We start from the raw sequence: 19,302 nt of genomic DNA, 5'->3' as shown, positions 1-19,302 counted from the left end.
CTATCGGGAGACGACGACATGTGGACGCGACTCGACGTGCTGCCCCGAATCGGGCTCTTGAGCTGTCTGTGTCTTGCCCTCCTCCAGTCCGGCTGTGTCGACGAGGACGTGGAGACACAGGCGTCCTGGACCCAGCAGGACGATGAAGCCGTCGGCGGCGAGGGATTCGCCGAATCCCTCTACACCCTCCAGAACTGTCCCGCGGGTCAGGAGTGGGATGCCTCCATGTCGCGGTGCCGCACGATGTGGGATGCGCCGTGCTACCAGACCCGCGGCGCGGGCTGGGGAGGGATGGAACCCTGGTGCACGAAGTTCGGAAGCCCGCCCTCTCCTCCTGAGTGGGAAGCCGAACCTGGAACCCCGCAGTCCTGCGCGTCGACCCGGGGCCCGACCTGGTGTGGCATCGAGCCCAGCTGCTCCCTGTGCCCGGTGGCGTGCTCTCAGGGGCGCGGCGCGGGTTGGTGCGGGACCGAGCCCAACTGCTACGCCTGTCCGGCCTGCTCCGAGACCCGGAGCAGCGATTGGTGGTGCGGCACGGAGCCCAACTGTGAGGCGTGCGGACCGTGGTGCTCGACCACGCGTGGCCCGAACGCCTGCGGGCGCGAGCCGTCCTGCTATAGCTGCGGCAACGGGGGTGGAACCTCCGAGGGAGGATGAGCCGTCACCGCTCCTTGCGTGACGTCGGCTCTCAGGGAGCGAACCTGATGGAGGCTCCACCCGCGAGGGGCGGGCTCGCTCGACAGGCGGGGACCGCCATCCTCGTCGCCGTGGGGCTCGCGCTCCCGGGGATGACGGCCTACCTGCTGCGCCCCGTCACAGCGGCCCCGGCCCGCGAACACCCCGCTGTGTCCGCACCCGCGGCCAGCGCCGTCGCCCCCACGGGCCCCGTGCGCATCTGCGTCCTGAAGTTCCGCGACATCAACGAGGACTCCTCACTCGAGCTCGCCCTCGCCGAGGCTGTCATCACGGACATCGGCGCGCACCCCGGCCTGCGCATCGTCGAGCGAGAGCAGCTCGACCTGCCAATGAAGGAACAGGACTTCCACCAGTCGGACCGCGTGGACCCGGAGACCCGCGCGCGCCTGGGCCGCCTCATCGGCGCCGAGGTCGTCGTGCTCGGCAGCATCCAGCGCTCCGGTCCCCTGCTCCGCGTCGCCGCCCGGTTCGTCCACGTGGAGACCGGCGAGGTGCTCGACACCGCGCGCGTCGAAGGCCCCGCACAGCAGCCCTTCGAGGTGCAGGACGCCCTCACCGCGCAGGTGCGCGCGCTCCTCCCTGCACTGAGCGCGAGGCTGCGTCCATGAGCCCCGCTCGCGCGCTCCTGCTCCTCCTTCTCGCCCAGACCGCCCTCGCGGCCACCCCGCCCAAGCCCCCGCCCGGCCCCGCCGCGGTGATGCCGTTCCGCAACCTCAATGGCGACACGTCCATGGACTGGCTCGCGCGCGGCATGACGGAGACGTTGATCTCCGACCTGCGCGCCAGCGGACACGTCCAGGTCGTCGAACGTGAGCAACTCGAAGCGGCGCTCGCCGAGCTGAACGCCGCGGAGCGACAACAGCTCACCGAGTCCTCGGCCGTCCGCGTGGGCCGGCTCGTCGGGGCCCGGACCCTGGTGCTCGGCAGCATCCAGCGCGCGGACCAGCAGGTCCGCATCAACGCGCGCTTCATCGACGTGGAGACAGGCGTCGTCCTGGACACCGCCAAGGTCACCGGACCCCTGGAGCGCATCTTCGCACTCCAGGACGAGGTCTGTGGCCGGCTGCTCCGTGAGCCCGTGAAGCCACGCGCGGGGCGCCCCTCGGGCAAGGCGGCCGTGCTCGCGCTCGAGACCTACGGGCGCGCCCTGGCCACCACCTCGCCCGATGAGCGCGCCTGGCTGTTGCGTGCGACGCTGGCCGGATCGCCGGACTTCGCCTACGCCCAGGAGGAGCTGTCCCGGATGGACCAGCGCCTGGCCGAACTCGCGCGCAAGGTCGAGCCCGAGGTGAAGGACGAAGAGGCTCGCCTGCGCGTCGTCATGGAGGACTTGAAGCGTCCCCCTGACGAGCGCTCGGCCGCGGCCCTCCAGCTCATCCACCTGACCCGCACGCGAGGACGCTGGCGCACGCTGATCCGTGATTCGGAGCGCATCCTCGCGTTCGACCTGCCCGAGCACCTCGGTCGCCGTCCCTCCGAGGAGGCCTCGATCTATCGCTTCCAGGCCTTCGGCTACCTCGACGACTGGGCATCTCAACGTGTCGCGGGCGAGGACTTCCTGCGCCGCTGGCCGCTCAGCCCCTTGTCGGCCTTTGTGGACATGATGCTGCGCACCACCGCGAGCAACGTGGCTGACGGCCAACGGAACTTCGAGAAGATGCGCGCCGACCTCGCCACGGAAGAACAGGCCGTGGCCCTGCGCATCGCCGAACTGGAGAAGAAGGGCAAGCCCGTCAAGGAGGAGCACCGCAAGCTCGCGATCCGTCGCTGCCTGGAGCACAACAACCACCCGCGCTTCCGCGTCCATGCCCTGGCTCCGTGCCGCACGTACTACGAGACCTGGGGCGCCAGCGCGACGACCCCCGCGCAGAAGGCCGACCTGCGCTACGCGAGGGAGGCGGAGCTCACCTCCCTCGTCGGTCTGCGCCGCTACGCCGAGGCCCGCGAGCGCCTCGCCGCCTTCCGCCAGGAGGACCCCGACGGCGAGCGCATCAGCCGCGCCCGCGCCACGGTGCTCAACATCGGCGCCCACGAAGAGGAGTGATCCTCACCTCACGGCACGACCGCGGGCAGCTTCGTCACGAACCCGTCCGGATTGCCCAGCAGCGTGTTGCCCTCGTAGTTCCCCTCCAGGTAGCCGCCCAGGTACACGTTGTCGTTCTGGTCCAGGACGACGCCCATCGGGTACACCGGCTTCTCCACGCCGCCGAGCACCGCCGGCGCCGTCTGCCGCAGCCACTGGATGGTGCCCGCCGTGTCCATCTTGAAGACGAAGGGATGTCCCGCGCCTCCCGTGGTGTCCGAAGGAGTGCTCACGTCCCCGTGGCCCGTCCCCGCCACGTAGAGGACGGCGTCGAACGGGTCGCTGAAGATGCTCCAGGCGTAGTTGCCCGCCCCGGAGTCCAGCTCCTTCACCCACAGCCGCGTGCCCGCCGGGTTGTAGCGCGCGACGAAGGTCGAGACCTGGGGCGTGCCCACCGGCAGCCCATCCATGCCTCCGCCGCTGTACCCCGTCACGTAGAGCTGGCCGTTCACATCCACCACCGCGTCCCGGAGGCTGGCGTTCGTGCCCGGCGCCCCCAACAGCCGCGTCCACTGCTTCACGCCATCCGCGTCGTACTTGATGATGAACGCATCCTCCGGACCGGTCAGCACCTGCCCGTCCAGGTTGCCCGCGGTGATGCCGGCGACGTAGACGTTGCCCGAGTCATCCGCGGCGGCCCGATTGGCGCGCGTGCGCTGCCCCGCGACGCCGAACTGCCGCGTCCACAGCAGCGTGCCCGCCGCGTCGAACTTGCTCACGAACCCATCCGCGACCCCCGTCTTCGTGTTGCCCGGCAGCGCCCCCTCCGTCTGCCCCACCAGGAACGCGTTGTCGACGTGGTCGATGGACACCCCGAGCCCCTCCGTCCCAGCCCCCGGCGCGCCCACCTGCCGCGTCCAGCCGTGCACCCCCGTGTAGCGGTAGCGCAGCAGGAACGCGTCCTTGCTGCCAATCAGGGGCGCCCCCTGCAGCGAGCCGCTCGTGTAGCCGGCGACGTAGATCTCCTCGAACCGCCGATTGCGCGCCACGCTCTCACCCACGACGATGCCGTTCGGCACGCCCAACTGCTTGTGGAAGCTGACGGTGCCGTTCGGGTCTCTCGAGGTGAGGAACGCGTCCATGCCACCCACCAGCGGTGAGCCATGCAGCCCCACGTTGGTCATGCCCGTGGTGTACGTCCGCGCCGCCGGGTCGCCCGCCATGTCGTGGATGCGGGTGAACCCACCCGTGGCGCCCGAGGTGTTCGTCCACAGGTCATCCACCGTCGGGAAGGCCCGGCACTCGTACATCTCCACCAGGTTGATCGCGATGGCCTCGATGCCCGCGCGAGCATCGTTGTCATCCGTGATGTTCAGCCGGTACTTCTTGTAGGACCCGGGCGAGGCCACATCGAACTGACGCCGCTCGACGCCCGCCCAGCCCGTCTGCGCGGTGCGCGTGTCCACCACCACCCAGGCGCTGCCGCTCCAGCCCTCCATCGTCCAGTTGCGCGGCGCCCTCGAGGTGATGCCGCCGTTGTTGTAGCTGATCGCATAGCGCCGGATGATGCGCGGCAGCCCCGGGAACTCGTACGCCAACCACGCGGGCGCGACGTTCTTCGTGGACAGCCAGAAGGCGCTCGTGTTGTCGAACGCCTTGTACGCCTCGTAGATCGTGGGGTTCGACGCCCATCCACCGGAGCTGGTGACGATGCCCGAAGGGCTCGTCGCGCTCGTCATCACCGGCAGGATGTTCACGCAGTTGTCGAGCGCCCGCGCCGAGCTCGCCAGCTCTTCCTGGAGGCCGTCGACAGGTGGCTCACCACCCTGGCAGCCCCCCAGCGCCAGCGCGCCGAACAACGCCCACCCTGGTACCGCCTTCACGCCTCTCATGGTGTCTCTCCTTCGACCCGCCACGGGCCCCGCCAATGGGGTCCCGGTGGTCCACGGAGATACCGGCCCCCCGGAAAACGGCCGGGAGGAGAGTGACGAAACGGCCCGGAGGCGGGACGAAACCGCCCCCGCCAGGGATGAGACCTGAATCAAAGTTCATATTTTCCAGCCCCTTGCAAGCGGGCCTGTCTTGCACGCGCTGCGTCGAAAGAATCGGCCTTGCCGCAGAGCGACCCAACCCATTGAATGGTGCTCATGAAATTCCTGCGTGAGCTGCGCTCGGTCCTGAACCTGACGGTGCTGGTGGCGGGGCTCGGCTACTTCGTCGACCTCTTCGACATCACGTTGTTCGGCGTGGTGCGCGCCGCCTCGCTCCGCGACATCGGCATCACCAGCCCGGAGGAGGTGCTGTCGAAGGGCATCCTCATCTACAACTGCCAGATGGTGGGGATGATGGTGGGCGGCCTGCTGTGGGGCGTGCTCGCCGACAAGCGCGGACGGCTGTCCGTCATGTTCGGCTCCATCCTGCTGTACTCGTTCGCCAACCTGGCCAACGCCTTCGCGTGGGACGTGACGAGCTACGCGGTGTTCCGCTTCCTGGGCGGCGTGGGGCTCGCGGGCGAGCTGGGCGCGGCCATCACCCTGGTCGCGGAGTCACTCCCCAAGGAGAAGCGCGGCCTGGGCACCACCATCGTCGCGACGCTGGGCATGCTCGGCATCGTCGCCGCGGCCTTCGTGGGCCAGCACCTCAACTGGAAGGTCGCCTACTTCACCGGCGGCATCATGGGCATCGCGCTGCTGTTCGCCCGCTTCAAGGTCTCCGAGTCGGAGCTCTTCACCAAGAAGACGGACCCGTCGCGCGCCAACCCGCTGTTGCTGCTGCAGGGCAACCGCTTCCTCAAGTACATCTGCTGCATCCTCATCGGCGTGCCCATCTACTTCACCACGGGCATCCTCTTCACCTTCGCGCCGGAGCTCACCGCGGGCCTCAACGTCCAGGGCACCGTGACGGCCGGCAACGCCATCCTCTACGGCTCCATCGGCCTGACGATTGGCGACCTGCTCGCGGGCCTCTTCAGCCAGTGGCTCAAGAGCCGCAAGCGCGCCGTGGCGCTCAACCTGGTCGGCGGCTTCCTGCTGATGCTCGTCTACGGGCTGGTGCCCGGGCTCACCAGCACCATGGTCTACATCCTCAGCTTCCTCATCGGCATCATGGTGGGCTACTGGGCGGTGCTGGTGACGATGGCCGCCGAGCAGTTCGGCACCAACATCCGCGGCACGGTGGCCACGACGGTGCCCAACTTCGTCCGGGGCTCCGCCGCCATCGCCGCCAGCGGGTTCGCCGTCCTCAAGGGCCACATCAGCGTGCCCGCCGCCGCCCTCACCGTGGGCACCATCTGCTTCGGCCTGGCCCTCATCGCGCTCACCCGCATCGAGGAGACCTTCCACCGCGACCTCGACTACGAGGAGACCGGCCCCGACGCGGCCACCGCGCCGAGCACCGGCCCCCAGGCCTCCTGAGCCGCCCTTCAGCCCTGGCGCGCGCGCACCCGCATGGGCATGCCGCGCTTGGGCACGAAGGTCAGCCGCGTCTGCCACTCCACCGGCGAGCGGCCCAGGTACTCCACGTCGCAGCGCTGGAGCAGCAAGGCCAGCGTCTGCACCGTGTCCACCTGGGACATGTGCTGGCCCACGCAGATGCGCTGCCCGGCCCCGAAGGGCACGTAGGCGCACTTGTGCTGCCCCACCTGCCGCTCCGGCAGGAAGCGGTCCGGGTCGAACGTCTCCGCGTCCTTCCAGTGGTCCGGGTGCCGGTGGATGGCGTACGGGCACATGAGCAGCTGCGTGCCCTTGGGCAGCGCCACGCCGCCCACCTCCACGTCCTCCGCCGTCTCGCGCAGGATGGTCCACGCCGGAGGGCTCAGCCGGTTGATCTCCTGCACCACCCGCGTGGTGTACGTCAGCTTCGCCACGTCCTCGTACCTGGGCGCCTCCGCCCCGCAGACCTCCTGGACCTCCTCGCGGATGCGGCGCACCACCTCCGGGTGCTGGGTGCACGCGTGCACCGCCCAGGTGAGCGACGTGGCGATCATCTCGAAGCTCGCGCCGAAGAGGTTCACGATTTCATCGCGCACCTCCTTGTCGTTCATCGACTCGGCCGTCTCCCGCGCGCGGGCCTCCACCAGCATGGACAGCAGCGTGATGTCGCCGTCGCGGGTGCCGCGCTCACGGCGCTTGCTCAGCCGGCCGTAGATCCACCCGTTGATGAGCCACAGCGCCATGCCCATCCGCTCGGACTTGGGGTCCAACCGGGGCAGCAGCTTGTAGAACAGCACGCCCCACGCCGAGTGGCGCCGGCCGAACACGTCGATGGCGTCCATGATGCGCGCGAAGTGCTCCTCGCGGGGGTTCTCGTCGAAGCACGTGCGCCACATCACCCCGAACATCAGGCGCGCGGCCTCCGTGTACATGTCGAAGGACTGTCCCTTGGCGCCCAGCGCCATCCACCGCTCCACGCCCTTGTGCAGCTCGTCCGAGAACAGCCCGGACCACAGGCGCACCTTCTCCTTGCTGAACAGCGGCTGGACCATGTGCCGCTGGCGCTTCCAGTGGTCCCCCCGGCTCACCGTCAACCCATTGCCGTTGAAGGGGTTTTCGATGCGCGGCTTGGGGAACAGGTGGGGCTCGTCGATGAGCACCCGCTTGACGTCCACGGGGTTTCGCAGGAACGCGATGGGGGTGCCGTAGACCCGGACCAGGGACACGTCGCCGTACTCGGCATGGAGCTTGTTCGCGAGCGCCAGGGGCTCGTTGAGCATGGGGAAGAAGCTCCCCAGGACGGGCAGTCCCCGGGGGCCGGCCACGCGGCGCCCGGAGGGTGAGTTCACGGAGGTGTCCATGGCCCGATTTGCGCTGGTCATCTCCGAGCCGTCAAGGTGTCCTCCACTGACCTGAACCCGACGTCCGCCCTCGGGCCGGTTGCACCCGGTACCCCCGCCGCCCTATCCCCTGGACTCAAGCCATGGCTCCCTCTTCCATCCGACCCATCCAGAAAGTGCTGTGCGCCAATCGCGGTGAGATCGCCATCCGCGTGTTCCGGGCCTGCAACGAGCTCGGCATCCGGACCGTCGCCATCTACAGCGACGAGGACCGGACCCACGAGCACCGCCACAAGGCGGACGAGGCCTACCTGGTGGGCCGCGGCAAGCGCCCCGTGGAGGCCTACCTGGGCATCGACGAAATCCTCGACGTGGCCGAGCGCGCCGGCGTGGACGCCATCCACCCCGGCTACGGCTTCCTGTCGGAGAACGCTGGCTTCGCCGAGGCCTGTGAGCGCCGGGGCATCCGGTTCATCGGCCCCACGTCCGCCGTCGTGCGGACCATGGGCGACAAGGTCGCCGCCAAGCAGCTGGCGAAGCAGGTCGGCGTGCCCACCGTCCCGGGCACCACGCTGGAGGGCGACGACGCGAGCGTGCTCGCCCAGGCCCGCCAGTTCTTCCAGGAGCACGGCGGCCCGGTGCTGGTGAAGGCGGCCCACGGCGGCGGCGGACGCGGCATGCGCGTGGTGCGCGAGGAGAAGGAGCTGGAGGCGGCGCTCACGTCCGCGCGCTCCGAAGCGAAGAGCGCCTTCGGCTCCTCGGCGGTGTTCCTGGAGAAGTTCCTGGAGCGCGTGCGCCACATCGAGGTGCAGCTGCTCGGCGACCTGCACGGCGGCCTGGTCCACCTGCACGAGCGCGACTGTTCGGTGCAGCGGCGGCACCAGAAGGTCATCGAAATCGCCCCCGCGCCCAACCTGGCCCCGGCCCTGCGGAGCGCCATCTGCGACGCGGCGGTGCGGCTGGCGCGCGAGGCGGGCTACAGCAGCGCGGGCACCGCGGAGTTCCTGGTCTCCGAGGGCCACTTCTACTTCATCGAGTGCAACGCGCGGCTCCAGGTGGAGCACACCGTCACCGAGCAGGTGACGGGCGTGGACCTGGTGCAGAGCCAGATTCGCATCGCGGAGGGCTACGCGCTCGGCTCGCCCGAGGTGGGCATCACCTCGCAGGAGTCGCTCCAGCCGCGCGGCTACGCGGTGCAGCTGCGCGTCACCACGGAGGACCCGACCAACAACTTCATGCCGGACGCGGGCATCATCACCGCGTGGCGCGCGGCCACCGGCTTCGGCATCCGCCTGGACGGCTCCAACGGCTACACCAACGCGCACATCTCGCCGTTCTACGACTCCATGCTGGTGAAGGTCATCGCCTACGCGCCGACGTTCGAGGGCGCGGTGATGAAGGGCCAGCGCGCGCTGCGCGAGTTCCGCATCCGCGGCGTGAAGACCAACCTCCCCTTCCTGGAGAACGTGCTGCGCCACCCGGCCTTCCTGGCCGGTGAGACGTACACGCGCTTCATCGACGAGACGCCGGAGCTGTTCCAGCTCACGCCCCGGAGAGACAGGGCGAGCAAGCTGCTCACGTACCTGGCCGAGGTCATCGTCAACGGCCACCCCACCATCAAGAAGCACCAGCGGCTCAAGCCCACCCAGTTCATGGAGCCCCGCGTGCCGGTGGCGCCCCCTGGCCCCGTGCCGAAGGGCACCGCGCAGATCCTCGCGGAGAAGGGCCCCAGGGGTCTGGCCGAGTGGGTGCTCGCGCAGAAGCGCGTGCTCCTGACGGACACCACCATGCGGGACGCACACCAGTCGCTGCTCGCCACGCGCATGCGCACCCGCGACATCCTGCGGGTGGCCCCGGCGACCGCGCACCTAGCCTCGGAGCTGTTCAGCCTGGAGAGCTGGGGCGGCGCCACGTTCGACACGTCGTACCGCTTCCTCAACGAGGACCCGTGGGCGCGCCTGCGCTCGCTCAAGGCCGCCGCGCCGAACCTGCTGCTCCAGATGCTCCTGCGCGGCGCCAACGCCGTGGGCTACACCAGCTATCCGAACAACGTGGTGGAGGCCTTCATCGACGAGGCGGCGGAGGCGGGCGTGGACGTCTTCCGCATCTTCGACAGCCTCAACGACCTGGGCAGCATGGAGGTGTCCATCCAGCGTGTGCTCAAGACGGGCAAGGTGGCGGAGGTGGCCATCTGCTACACGGGCGACGTCGCCAACCCCAAGCGCAAGAAGTACACGCTGGACTACTACGCGGACCTGGCGAAGCGCATCGAGGACTCGGGCGCGCACTTCCTGTGCATCAAGGACATGGCGGGCCTGCTGCGTCCCCGCGCCGCGGCCATGCTGATGGACCGCCTGCGCGAGGTGACCAAGCTGCCCATCCACCTGCACATGCACGACACCGCGGGCAACGGCGTCGCCAGCTACCTGGAGGCCATCGAGCACGGCGTGCACATCGTCGACGTGGCGCTGGGCAGCATGGCGGGCCTCACCAGCCAGCCCAGCCTCAACGCGCTGGTCAGCGCCCTGCGGGGCCACCCGCGTGAGACGGGGCTGGCCAACGCGCGACTGCAGCCGCTCGCCAACTACTGGGAGGACGTGCGCGAGTACTACGCCCCCTTCGAGAGCGGCCTCAAGAGCACGACGAGCGAGGTCTACTACCACGAGATTCCGGGCGGTCAGTACTCCAACCTCCGGCCGCAGGTGGCGGAGATGGGTCTGCTCAACCGGTGGAACGACGTGAAGGACGCGTTCGCGCTGGTCAACGTGCTGGTGGGCGACATCCCCAAGGTGACGCCGTCGTCGAAGATGGTGGGCGACTTCGCCATCTTCCTCCTGAAGAACGACCTGATGGTGCGCGCGGCCACGCTCGCGGAGGCGGCGACGCTCACCCACCAGAAGCTCATCGTCGAGGCGCCCCGCCTCGACTTCCCCTCCAGCGTCGTGGGCTACTTCCGAGGCGAGCTGGGCCAGCCACCCAACGGCTTCCCCGAGGACCTGCGCGCCGCGGTGCTCAAGGGGCTGCCGCGCGTGGAGGGACGTCCCTCGGCCAGCATGCCCGCGCTCGACCTGGAGGCGCTGCGCGCGGAGCTGGCGAAGAAGACGGGCCAGCCCATCTCCCACGCGGACGCCATCTCCAGCGCGCTCTATCCGCGCGTCATGGCGGGCTACCTGGACGACGCGGGCCGCTTCGAGGACGTGTCCATCCTGGACACGCCGAACTACTTCTACGGCATGGAGGTGGGCCAGGAGATCTGGGTGGACCTGGAGCCGGGCAAGACGCTGGTCATCAGCCTGTCCGCGGTGGGCGAGCCGGACGAGGATGGCCTGCGCACCGTCTACTTCGCGCTCAACGGCCACAACCGCACCGTGCAGGTGCGCGACCGGAGCCGCGCCGCGCGCGTGGAGGCCCGTCGGCAGGCGGACCGCGCCAACCCCAACCACGTCGCCGCGAGCATGCCGGGCACGGTCATCGCGGTGCACGTGAAGGCCGGGGCCAGCGTGGAGGCCGGCGCGCCGCTCGTCACGCTGGAGGCCATGAAGATGGAGACGGTGGTGCGCGCTCCTCGCGCGGGCACCCTCGCGGAGGTGGCCACCACGCTGAAGGCCGCGGTCCAGGGCGGAGACCTGCTCGCGGTGCTCCAGTAGGGGCGCTTCACGAAACCGGGGTGGAACGTTGAGTGCGGGCGCGGCCTTTGACATGGTCGCGCCCATGAAGCGTTCACTCCTCTCCTTATTGGCACTGGCGTCCTGCGCCACTCCCTCGAGCACCACGACACCGGGCTCGGACACCACCGCGTCGCAGGTCCCCGCGTTGCCGGAAGAGGTCCGGCTGGCGGACCTGCGGCAGATGACGTTCGGCGGTGAGAACGCGGAGGCGTACTGGTCCTTCGACGGCAAGCAGCTCTCGCTCCAGGCCCGGCACGAGGGCATGGATTGTGACCGCATCTACCGGATGGAGGTGGACCCGGCGAGCGGCGCGGCCGCCAAGGTGACGCCCGTCTCCAGCGGCCAGGGCGCCACGACGTGCGCGCACTTCCTGCCCGGTGACCAGGAGGTCATCTACGCGTCCACGCACCTGGGCGGCGCCGCGTGCCCTCCCCGGCCGGACCACTCGATGGGCTACGTGTGGGCCCTCTATGACTCGTACGACGTCTTCAAGTCGAACGCGGATGGCTCGGGCCTGACGCGGCTGACGGAGACGCCGGGCTACGACGCCGAGGGCACCGTCTGCGCGAAGGACGGCTCCATCATCTTCACCTCCGTGCGGGATGGAGACCTGGAGCTGTACCGGATGGACCGCGATGGGAAGAACGTGAAGCGACTGACGAACACGCCCGGCTATGACGGCGGCGCGTTCTTCAACGCGGACTGCTCCAAGATTGTCTGGCGCGCGTCGCGGCCGGCGCCGGGCAAGGCGCTGGACGACTACAAGGCCCTGCTCGAGAAGGGGCTGGTGCGCCCCACCAAGTTGGAGCTGTACGTGGCCAACGCGGACGGCTCCGAGGCGAAGCAGATCACCTGGCTGAACGGCGCCGCCTTCGCGCCCTTCTTCCACCCCAACGGCCGGCGCATCCTGTTCTCGTCCAACCACGGCGACCCGAAGGGCCGCGAGTTCGACATCTGGGCGGTGGACGTCGACGGCTCCAATCTGGAGCGCATCACCCACGCGCCGGGCTTCGACGGCTTCCCCATGTTCTCGCCGGACGGCAAGTGGCTGGCGTTCTCCAGCAACCGCGCCACCGCGCCGGGCAAGAGCGACACCAACCTGTTCATCGCCCGGTGGGTGGAGGACGCGAAGCCCGTGGCCGCCGCGTCCGCCGCCGCGGACCGCGTCCGTCAGGATGTCACCTGGCTGGCCTCGTCCGAGCGCGAGGGCCGTGGCATCGGCACGGATGGCATCGAGGCCGCCGGCGGCTACATCGAGAAGCGCTTCCAGGAGCTGGGCCTGAAGCCCGCGGGGGACACGGACTCCTTCCGTCAGGCGTTCCCCGTCGTCACCGCGGTGCGGCCCGCTGTCGGCACCGAGGTGCGCATCGGGAAGACGGCGCTGACGGGCGACGCGTTCTCGGTGCTCGGCTTCTCCGCGCAGCAGCAGGCGCAAGGGGCGCTGGTCTTCGCCAACTACGGCATCGTCGAGCCGTCGCTCGACGTGGACGACTACGCGAAGCTGTCGGTGAAGGGGAAGATCGTCGTGGTGCGGCGCTTCGTCCCGGACACGGCGGCGTTCTCCGACACGGACAAGCAGCGGCGCTTCGGTGACCTCCGTTACAAGGCGTGGCAGGCGGCGCAGCGGGGCGCGAAGGCGCTCATCGTGGTGGACTGGCCGCAGGCCCCGACGCCCGCGCCCAAGGAGTGGCAGATACCGCCCGAGGCGACGCTGCCCACGCTGCACCCCGAGGGCCCTGGCGATGCGGGGCTGCCTGTCGTCGTGGTGAAGCGCGCGGCGCTGGAGCCGGTGTGGGCCTCGCTCACCAAGGGCCAGCGCGTGGACGCGAAGGTCGGCGTGAAGCTGGAGGTCGAGCAGCGCTCGGCGTTCAACGTCGCGGGCCTGCTGGAGGCCGGCGAGGGCAAGGCGCCCGGCGTCATCGTGGTGGGCGCGCACTATGACCACCTGGGCTTCGGCGGTCGTGGCTCGCTGACGCCGGACCGGCACGAGCCGCACGTTGGCGCGGACGACAACGCCTCGGGCGTCGCGGGCCTCCTGGAGATTGCCCGCACGCTGAAGGAGCGCCGCGCGGAGCTGAAGCGCGACGTGCTCTTCCTGGCCTTCTCCGGTGAGGAGTCGGGCCTCTTGGGCTCCACGCACTTCACCCGTCAGCGGGGCGACGCGGGCATGAAGCAGGTGGCCGCGATGCTGAACCTGGACATGGTGGGCCGGCTGCGCGCGGGCGGGCTCTCCGTGCTGGGCGCCGAGTCCGCGAGCGAGTGGGCCCCGCTGCTCACCCGCGCGTGCGCCGAGGCGCGCGTCTCGTGCAACCCGAGCGGTGATGGCTATGGCCCCAGCGACCACTCGCCCTTCTACGCGTCGGGCGTGCCGGTGCTGCACTTCTTCACGGGGACGCACACGGACTACCACAAGCCCTCCGACACGGTGGAGGGGCTCAACGCCGTGGGCACCGCGCAGGTGGCGCAGGTCGCGTCCGTCGTCGCGCTGGGCCTGGATGGCGCCACCACGCTGACGTACCGCAAGGTCCCCTCCCCCACGCCGCGCGGAGACATGCGCAGCTTCAACGCGTCGCTCGGCACGGTGCCGGACTACGCGGGCCCGCCGAACGGACTGAAGGGCATGCTGCTGGCCGGCGTGCGCGCGGGCGGCGCGGCGGACCAGGCCGGCATGCTGCGCGGCGACGTGCTGGTGAAGCTGGGCAAGCACGTCATCGGCGGCGTGGAGGACCTGATGTTCGTGCTCAACGCCTCCAAGCCCGGTGAGACGGTGGAGGCCCGCGTGGTTCGCGACGGCAAGGAGCTGCCGCTCGAGGTCACGTTCCAGGAGAGCAAGCGCCCCCGCTGAAGTGCGCGGGGTGTCGCGGGTTGGCGGGAGACCGCCAGCCCGCAGTAGGGTGGTGACGTGCCCACCACGAAGAAGCAGCCACGCTCGAAGGCGAAGCGACTCACGGATGGAACCCTCCTTCCGGAGGACCTCCCAGCGCTCCTGAAGCGGACCCTCCGTGGGAGGTTCGCGCAGTCGAGCACCCTGCGCGCGGCCCGACGCTTCGTCGAGGAGCGCCTCGCGGGGGCCCGGAAGGACAGCGACATCCTCCATCACGAGGGACGGCTGGTCCTCGACGAGCTCGCCACCGGCAAGCGGCCTCGGCTCGGCCTGCTCATCGTCGAGGGAGACCTCCACGTGAAGGGACGTTACGAGGACTCGCTCGACCCCGAGTCCGTCGTCATCGTCACGGGCACCCTCCGCGCGGGGGATGTCATCACCAGGGGCTTCCTCGAGGTCCAGGGCGAGCTGATCGCCGAGCGGTCGATCCTCTTCCTCGACAACGACGCGTGCTGCGAGGTCTTCGGAGATGTCCGCGCGCCCTTCGTCTACACCAGCTCCCACGCGGTGAAGGTGCACGGCGGCGTGAAGGCCCGCCTCGTCACCGGAGACGGGAAGTACATCCGGAGCCCTCAGAAGGTCGCCTTCATCGAGGAGACCGAGCGCGAGGTCCGCGACCTCCTCTCGCCCAAGCTGCTCAAGCGCTTCGCCGACGAGATGTTTGAGGACGAGGAGGTCGACCCTGATGAGCCGTGGATCGACGCCATCGACACGGAGAAGCTGGCCGCCTACGTCCGACGCGGCCAGCCCGTGCTCGCGTATACGTCTCCGAGCCGCCGGCGGAAGTAACCCGCCCTCCACGCGCCCCCAGGTCCCTCCCCCAGGGGCGCGCGCAGCTCAGCAGCCCACGTTGCCCCAGCAGTACGGGACGATGCCCAGCTCGAACTCCACGCCGCCCAGGGGCGCGAAGCCGAAGTTCCAGGGGTTGGAGCCCGCGCCCCACATGAGGCCCGTCAGCGCCACGCCGTTCGCGGTGAAGACGTACACGGGAGAGCCGCTGTCACCGCCCGCGCCGTTCTGCGCGCCGCTGGTCGCGATGTAGTTGCAGTAGAACGTGTCGGGGACTCCGCCGCCGTTCACCGTGGCGCAGGCCCACTGGATGGTGCCGCTGGTGGTGCCCGAGGTGCGGCCCGTCTTGAACACCGTCTGCCCCTGCGACGGGTAGAGCACCTTCCCCGTCACCTCGTTCCAGGCGGAGATGTTCAGGTTGAACGCCCCAGGCGTCTGGACCACGCGGGAGCTGATGGCCGCATCCGCGCGGAAGAAGGCGCTGTCGCTGTAGCGGCAACGACGCCCCGCGGGACAGCTGCCCCCTGTCGCGTAGAACGGGTCCGTCGTCTCCGTCCCCACCTGCCACGGGTACACCGCCTGATACGCAATCGTCGACTCCACGCCGCCCTGCACCGTGGTGCAGTGGGAGTTGGTCACGAAGCCCAGCGTCCCGCCCTGCAGGGCCGCGAAGCCGAGCGTGCAGTACTTGCCCGGCGTCTCGATTTGAAGTCCGCCCGCGACCGGCGTCCATCCGCTCTGCACGCTGGCGGGGCGGATGGGGCCCACCTCGACGACGTCCACCGCGTCGCGGTCCACCGCCAGCCGCCCGAGCGTCCACTCCACGCGGGCGCGCGACTCGGCGCGCTCGACGCCGATGGCCACGCGGTTCGACTTCTCGTCCACGTCCGTGAAGACGGCGCCCGGCAGCGCGAGCACCTCCGGCGTGAGCCGCTCCTGAATCGCCTTCAGCTGGGAGAACGTCCGCGTCGCCGGCTCCGTCACCACGCCGGCCGCGGGGATCTTCTCCGCGCCGAACACGGAGGCGATGGCGCCGCGCGCCGCCGGGGCCGCGGAGGCATTCACCAGCCGCACCACCAGGCGCCCCTTCTCATCGTGGTACATGCCGGCGAAGCCCGGCGCCGAGCGCTCCACCTCGAGCAGCGCGTCGTCCAACGTCCGAGGACGGGCGGCAGGAGAAACGTTGGCCGGCTCCGTGGTCGGCCCACCGGCCCACGCTGCTCCACCGAAGCCTCCCAGGCACAGCGAGGCACTGCTCAACACGACACGAAGAATCGCTTGCTGGCGCATGACGTTCGCCCCCAGGACAACGGGTGATTCCCGGCGAGCGCGGACACACGCCGGGCGCTGCGGCCCGGGACTCCATCACTTCATGCGGAGGACTTGAAGCCGGATTATTAGAATTTCCGGAATTGTCTCATGCCAGCAGGAGCTCGCGGATGGCCTCCGCGACCAGCCCCTTCGCCCTGTTCGCGGCCTGCTCCAGCGCGTCCCGGATGCGGCCGATCGTGGCGGACTCCACGCCCTCCAGCGCGGTGAGCGCCGCGGTGTCCTTCTCCGAGTCCTCCGACGTGAGCAGCGTCGACAACAGCGTGGCGGCTTCTTGCGGAGGCGCGCCGACGCGCAGCAGCGCCACGGCGGCGCTGGCGGCCACGCGAGGGCTCTCGTCCAGCAGATGACGACGCAGCGTGGCCACCGTCGCGAGCGAGGACAGCCGCCCCAGTCCGAGCAACGACACGGACTCCAACCGGATGGGCGCCTGCGGGTCCTCGGCCGCCTTCAACAGCACGGGCTCCAGCGCGGCCAGCTCGGGCGCGGCCTGGCCCTCGCGGCGGTCATCCTCCAGCAGGCTGCGCAGGGACATCAGCGCCAGGTACTGACGCGTGCCGTCCGCGCGGCCCACCTGGTCCACGAGCGCGGGCACGGCGAGCTGCGGCGCCGCCGGCGCGAGCGAACCCAGGGACTCCAGCGCGGCCCCCGCCACGGGCTCGACATCCTCCAGCGCCGTCAGCAGACGCGGCAGCAACGACACGGCGGACTCGCCCACGCGGCCCACGACGCCCGCGGCCACGCGGCGGACCGAGGCCTGCGAGTGCCCCAGCGCCTGCTCCAACGCGCTCAGCGGCAGGGGCGCCATTCGGTAGAGGTTCGCCACGAGCAGCGCCGCGTCATCGAGCGGGGGCGCATCGGCATCCATGCGGGACACCGCGGACAGCACCGCCACCATCGCGGGCTGGGTCAGCGACACGGGCGGCGGCCACCAGGTCGTCTGGAGCAGGTGGAGGATGGGGCCATACGCCTTCGTCGCCTCCGGACGCTCCAGCTCCTTCAGCAGGAGCCGCGCGACGCGTTCACGGACCTGATGGTCCTCCGCGCAGAGCGCGTCGCCCAGCGTCTCCAGCGCCTCCGACACACCTCGCGGGTCCGAGGAGGAAAGGCGGGACACGGATTCATCCAACGACTGGGCACGGTTCACCACGGGTCCTCACATCTCGAAGGGTGCCCTGGAATCATCCCGCCGGTGCCGATGGATTCCAAGGCGGGTGTTCACCCGCGTCCAAGAGCACGCACCCGGTAGGCGCGAGGTGAAATACCGAACGCTCTCGTGAAGCTCATCGTGAAATGGGACAGGTCACCGAAGCCCGATTCCAGTGCGATATCCGTGACCCGGGTCCGACTTGCCCTGAGTAGATTCGCAGCCAGGCGCAATCGCGTGGCGATGACGAGCTGCCGGGGCGTCTGTCCCGTCACCGCGCGGAACACGCGCAGGAAGTGGAAGCGCGTCAGTCCCGCGATGCTCGCCAGCGTCTCCAGCGAGCAGTCCTCCGCGACATGGGACTCCAGGTAGCGCAGCACACGCGCCACGCTCCGGACCTGTCGCTCGGAGCGCTCCACCCGCGAATCGGCGCGCTCACCGCCCAGGCGCAGCGCGACGTCCACCACCGCCAGCACCACCTGACGCAGGTCCTCCGCGTCGCCCGGCTCCAGGGCCTGTCGCGCCAGGAGGACCGCCTCCAGTGACGCGAGCGAGGCGGGGACGCAGGTCCGCTCGAAGGGACGCGTGCTCCTCACGTCATCGCCCCGTGAATCCAGGGCCTCGTCCAGCATCGCGTCCGAGCACTCGATGACGAGTGAGCGGTCTCCTCCCTCATCGACGTGGCGGAACTCATAGGGCGCCGCGCGATTGCCGAGCAGCAGCGCGCCTGGCCCCACCACCGCGTCTCCTTCGGGTCCTCGCGCATGAAAGACGCCCGACAGCACCACGCTGACGCAGACCCGGGTGTGCATGCCTTCGACGACGGGACTGTGGCAGCCCGCGCGACAGACGCAGTCGCTGACGTCGAACGCGTCGCCCTCCTCCAGCACGTGGTAGCCGGGGGCGCGCTCGGGGAGCATGGCAACATTCCCAAAGTTTCGCGTCATGGGCCGATGCTACTCCGACCTCCGAAGGACGGAATCGTTGCTCGGGAGGAGTGGCACATGGCGGGGTTGTCGTCGATGCGCGGCGTGCTTCTGACGTTGGGGTTGTGGGGCCTGGGGTGCGGCGCGCACCTCGGCGGTGAGCGGGTGACACCGGCGAAGCACGCGGAGCCCTGCACGCCGGAGCTCTACGGCGCGGGGCTCTTCACCACCGGGGCCTGGGATTTCTTCATGGCGTTCTCGCCGGACCAGCGGCGCGTGCTCTTCGGCCGGGCGGATGACGCCTTCGAGCGCTTCGCGATGTACGAGACACGGCTCGACGCGAAGGGACACTGGTCCCGTCCGACACATCCGCGCTTCGCCACTGAGTGGAGCAACGCGGACCCGCATCTGTCGCCCGATGGGCGCACGGTGTTCTTCATCTCGGACCGTCCCGAGCCAGGTGAGCCCGGGCCTCGCGCCACCTATGACATCTGGTCCGCGTCGCTGGGGGCCGATGGCGAGTGGGAGGACGCGCGCCGCTTGCCCGCCCCCGTCAACGACAAGAGCCGCGACGAGTGGTCTCCTGCGGTCGCCGCCAACGGCAACCTCTACTTCGGCGGAGACCGGGAGGGCACGCGGGGCGGCAGCGACCTCTGGGTCTCCCGCTGGGTCGATGGGGCTTACCAGGCACCGGAGAATCTGGGGCCCGCCATCAACTCCACGCTGCACGAGCTGGAGCCGTGGATCGCCCCCGACGAGAGCTACCTCCTCTTCAGCGCGCTGCGACGCCCCGAAGGACTGGGCCGGTACGACTTGTTCCTCAGCCGCAAGGTCGACGGGAAGTGGGAGCCCGCACGGCGACTGTGCGAAGGCATCAACACGCGCGACAGCGAGTACAACCACAGCGTGTCGCCCGACGGGAAGTGGCTCTACTTCAGCAGCACGCGGCCCTTCACCGGAGACACGGGCGAGCGCTTCGACTCGCCCCGGGATGACGCCAACCTCCAGGGCATCGGCAGCGGCACGGGCGACATGTACCGCATCCCGATGAGCGCCATCGGGCTCTGAC

12 protein-coding genes are annotated in these 19,302 nt (G+C 69.9%); 7 read left to right on the top strand and 5 right to left on the bottom strand.

What is annotated here, in order from left to right; translation table 11 throughout:
* Positions 1-704 precede the first annotated feature (704 nt).
* Both LXT21_RS22690 and LXT21_RS22685 read left to right on the top strand, forming a co-directional pair.
* On the top strand, positions 705-1,304 hold the full coding sequence (locus LXT21_RS22690; RefSeq protein ID WP_254040266.1) for a CsgG/HfaB family protein: 600 nt from the start codon (positions 705-707) through the stop codon (positions 1,302-1,304).
* The gene (locus tag LXT21_RS22685; protein ID WP_254040265.1) at positions 1,301-2,740 is read left to right on the top strand and encodes a FlgO family outer membrane protein; all 1,440 of its coding nucleotides are present in this window, start codon (positions 1,301-1,303) and stop codon (positions 2,738-2,740) included. The genes LXT21_RS22690 and LXT21_RS22685 overlap by 4 nt, the downstream gene beginning before the upstream one ends.
* Positions 2,741-2,748: 8 nt before the next feature.
* On the opposite strand, the gene LXT21_RS22680 is transcribed toward LXT21_RS22685, so the two are convergent.
* Positions 2,749-4,611, bottom strand: a complete 1,863-nt coding sequence (locus LXT21_RS22680) for an SBBP repeat-containing protein (RefSeq protein WP_254040264.1) — start codon at positions 4,609-4,611, stop codon at positions 2,749-2,751.
* 255 nt (positions 4,612-4,866) lie between these two features.
* On the opposite strand from LXT21_RS22680, the gene LXT21_RS22675 reads away from it, so the two are divergent.
* Positions 4,867-6,132, top strand: coding sequence for an MFS transporter (locus tag LXT21_RS22675; RefSeq protein WP_254040263.1), 1,266 nt, complete (start codon positions 4,867-4,869; stop codon positions 6,130-6,132).
* An 8-nt stretch (positions 6,133-6,140) separates the two neighbouring features.
* On the opposite strand, the gene LXT21_RS22670 is transcribed toward LXT21_RS22675, so the two are convergent.
* Positions 6,141-7,499, bottom strand: coding sequence for a cytochrome P450 (locus tag LXT21_RS22670; RefSeq protein WP_254040262.1), 1,359 nt, complete (start codon positions 7,497-7,499; stop codon positions 6,141-6,143).
* A 134-nt stretch (positions 7,500-7,633) separates the two neighbouring features.
* Between LXT21_RS22670 and LXT21_RS22665 the strand changes: the two genes are divergently transcribed.
* The 3 genes from LXT21_RS22665 (at position 7,634) to LXT21_RS22655 (ending at position 14,831) form a co-directional block, all read left to right on the top strand.
* Positions 7,634-11,137, top strand: a complete 3,504-nt coding sequence (locus LXT21_RS22665; protein ID WP_254040261.1) for a pyruvate carboxylase — start codon at positions 7,634-7,636, stop codon at positions 11,135-11,137.
* 64 nt (positions 11,138-11,201) lie between these two features.
* Complete coding sequence (locus LXT21_RS22660) at positions 11,202-14,003, top strand: M20/M25/M40 family metallo-hydrolase (protein WP_254040260.1); 2,802 nt, start codon at positions 11,202-11,204, stop codon at positions 14,001-14,003.
* A gap of 57 nt (positions 14,004-14,060) precedes the next feature.
* The gene (locus LXT21_RS22655; protein WP_254040259.1) at positions 14,061-14,831 is read left to right on the top strand and encodes a bactofilin family protein; all 771 of its coding nucleotides are present in this window, start codon (positions 14,061-14,063) and stop codon (positions 14,829-14,831) included.
* A gap of 48 nt (positions 14,832-14,879) precedes the next feature.
* On the opposite strand, the gene LXT21_RS22650 is transcribed toward LXT21_RS22655, so the two are convergent.
* The 3 genes from LXT21_RS22650 to LXT21_RS22640 all read right to left on the bottom strand — a co-directional run bounded on the left by LXT21_RS22650 (position 14,880) and on the right by LXT21_RS22640 (position 18,227).
* Positions 14,880-16,121 carry a S1 family peptidase gene (locus tag LXT21_RS22650; RefSeq protein WP_254040258.1) on the bottom strand — a complete coding sequence of 414 codons (1,242 nt, stop codon included), beginning with the start codon at positions 16,119-16,121 and terminating at the stop codon, positions 14,880-14,882.
* Positions 16,122-16,248: 127 nt separating this feature from the next.
* Positions 16,249-17,277 (bottom strand): HEAT repeat domain-containing protein, encoded by a 1,029-nt coding sequence (locus LXT21_RS45425; protein ID WP_254040257.1) that lies wholly within the window; start codon positions 17,275-17,277, stop codon positions 16,249-16,251.
* Positions 17,278-17,378: 101 nt separating this feature from the next.
* Positions 17,379-18,227 (bottom strand): helix-turn-helix transcriptional regulator, encoded by an 849-nt coding sequence (locus tag LXT21_RS22640; protein WP_254040256.1) that lies wholly within the window; start codon positions 18,225-18,227, stop codon positions 17,379-17,381.
* Between the two features lie 84 nt (positions 18,228-18,311).
* Between LXT21_RS22640 and LXT21_RS22635 the strand changes: the two genes are divergently transcribed.
* Positions 18,312-19,301, top strand: coding sequence for a TolB-like translocation protein (locus LXT21_RS22635; protein ID WP_254040255.1), 990 nt, complete (start codon positions 18,312-18,314; stop codon positions 19,299-19,301).
* The last annotated feature ends 1 nt before the right edge of the window (position 19,302 follow it).

The sequence above is a fragment of the Myxococcus guangdongensis genome (assembly GCF_024198255.1).
Lineage (GTDB): Bacteria > Myxococcota > Myxococcia > Myxococcales > Myxococcaceae > Myxococcus > Myxococcus guangdongensis.
Note: the sequence above shows the minus strand (reverse complement) of the source record. Positions and strands in the feature narration are given on the sequence as shown.

Coding starts and splice junctions, on each gene's coding strand:
- LXT21_RS22690 (WP_254040266.1), top strand. CDS start 705: ATGGAGGCTCCACCCGCGAGGGGCGGGCTCGCTCGACAGGCGGGGACC.
- LXT21_RS22685 (WP_254040265.1), top strand. CDS start 1,301: ATGAGCCCCGCTCGCGCGCTCCTGCTCCTCCTTCTCGCCCAGACCGCC.
- LXT21_RS22680 (WP_254040264.1), bottom strand. CDS start 4,611: ATGAGAGGCGTGAAGGCGGTACCAGGGTGGGCGTTGTTCGGCGCGCTG.
- LXT21_RS22675 (WP_254040263.1), top strand. CDS start 4,867: ATGAAATTCCTGCGTGAGCTGCGCTCGGTCCTGAACCTGACGGTGCTG.
- LXT21_RS22665 (WP_254040261.1), top strand. CDS start 7,634: ATGGCTCCCTCTTCCATCCGACCCATCCAGAAAGTGCTGTGCGCCAAT.
- LXT21_RS22660 (WP_254040260.1), top strand. CDS start 11,202: ATGAAGCGTTCACTCCTCTCCTTATTGGCACTGGCGTCCTGCGCCACT.
- LXT21_RS22650 (WP_254040258.1), bottom strand. CDS start 16,121: ATGCGCCAGCAAGCGATTCTTCGTGTCGTGTTGAGCAGTGCCTCGCTG.
- LXT21_RS22640 (WP_254040256.1), bottom strand. CDS start 18,227: ATGCTCCCCGAGCGCGCCCCCGGCTACCACGTGCTGGAGGAGGGCGAC.
- LXT21_RS22635 (WP_254040255.1), top strand. CDS start 18,312: ATGGCGGGGTTGTCGTCGATGCGCGGCGTGCTTCTGACGTTGGGGTTG.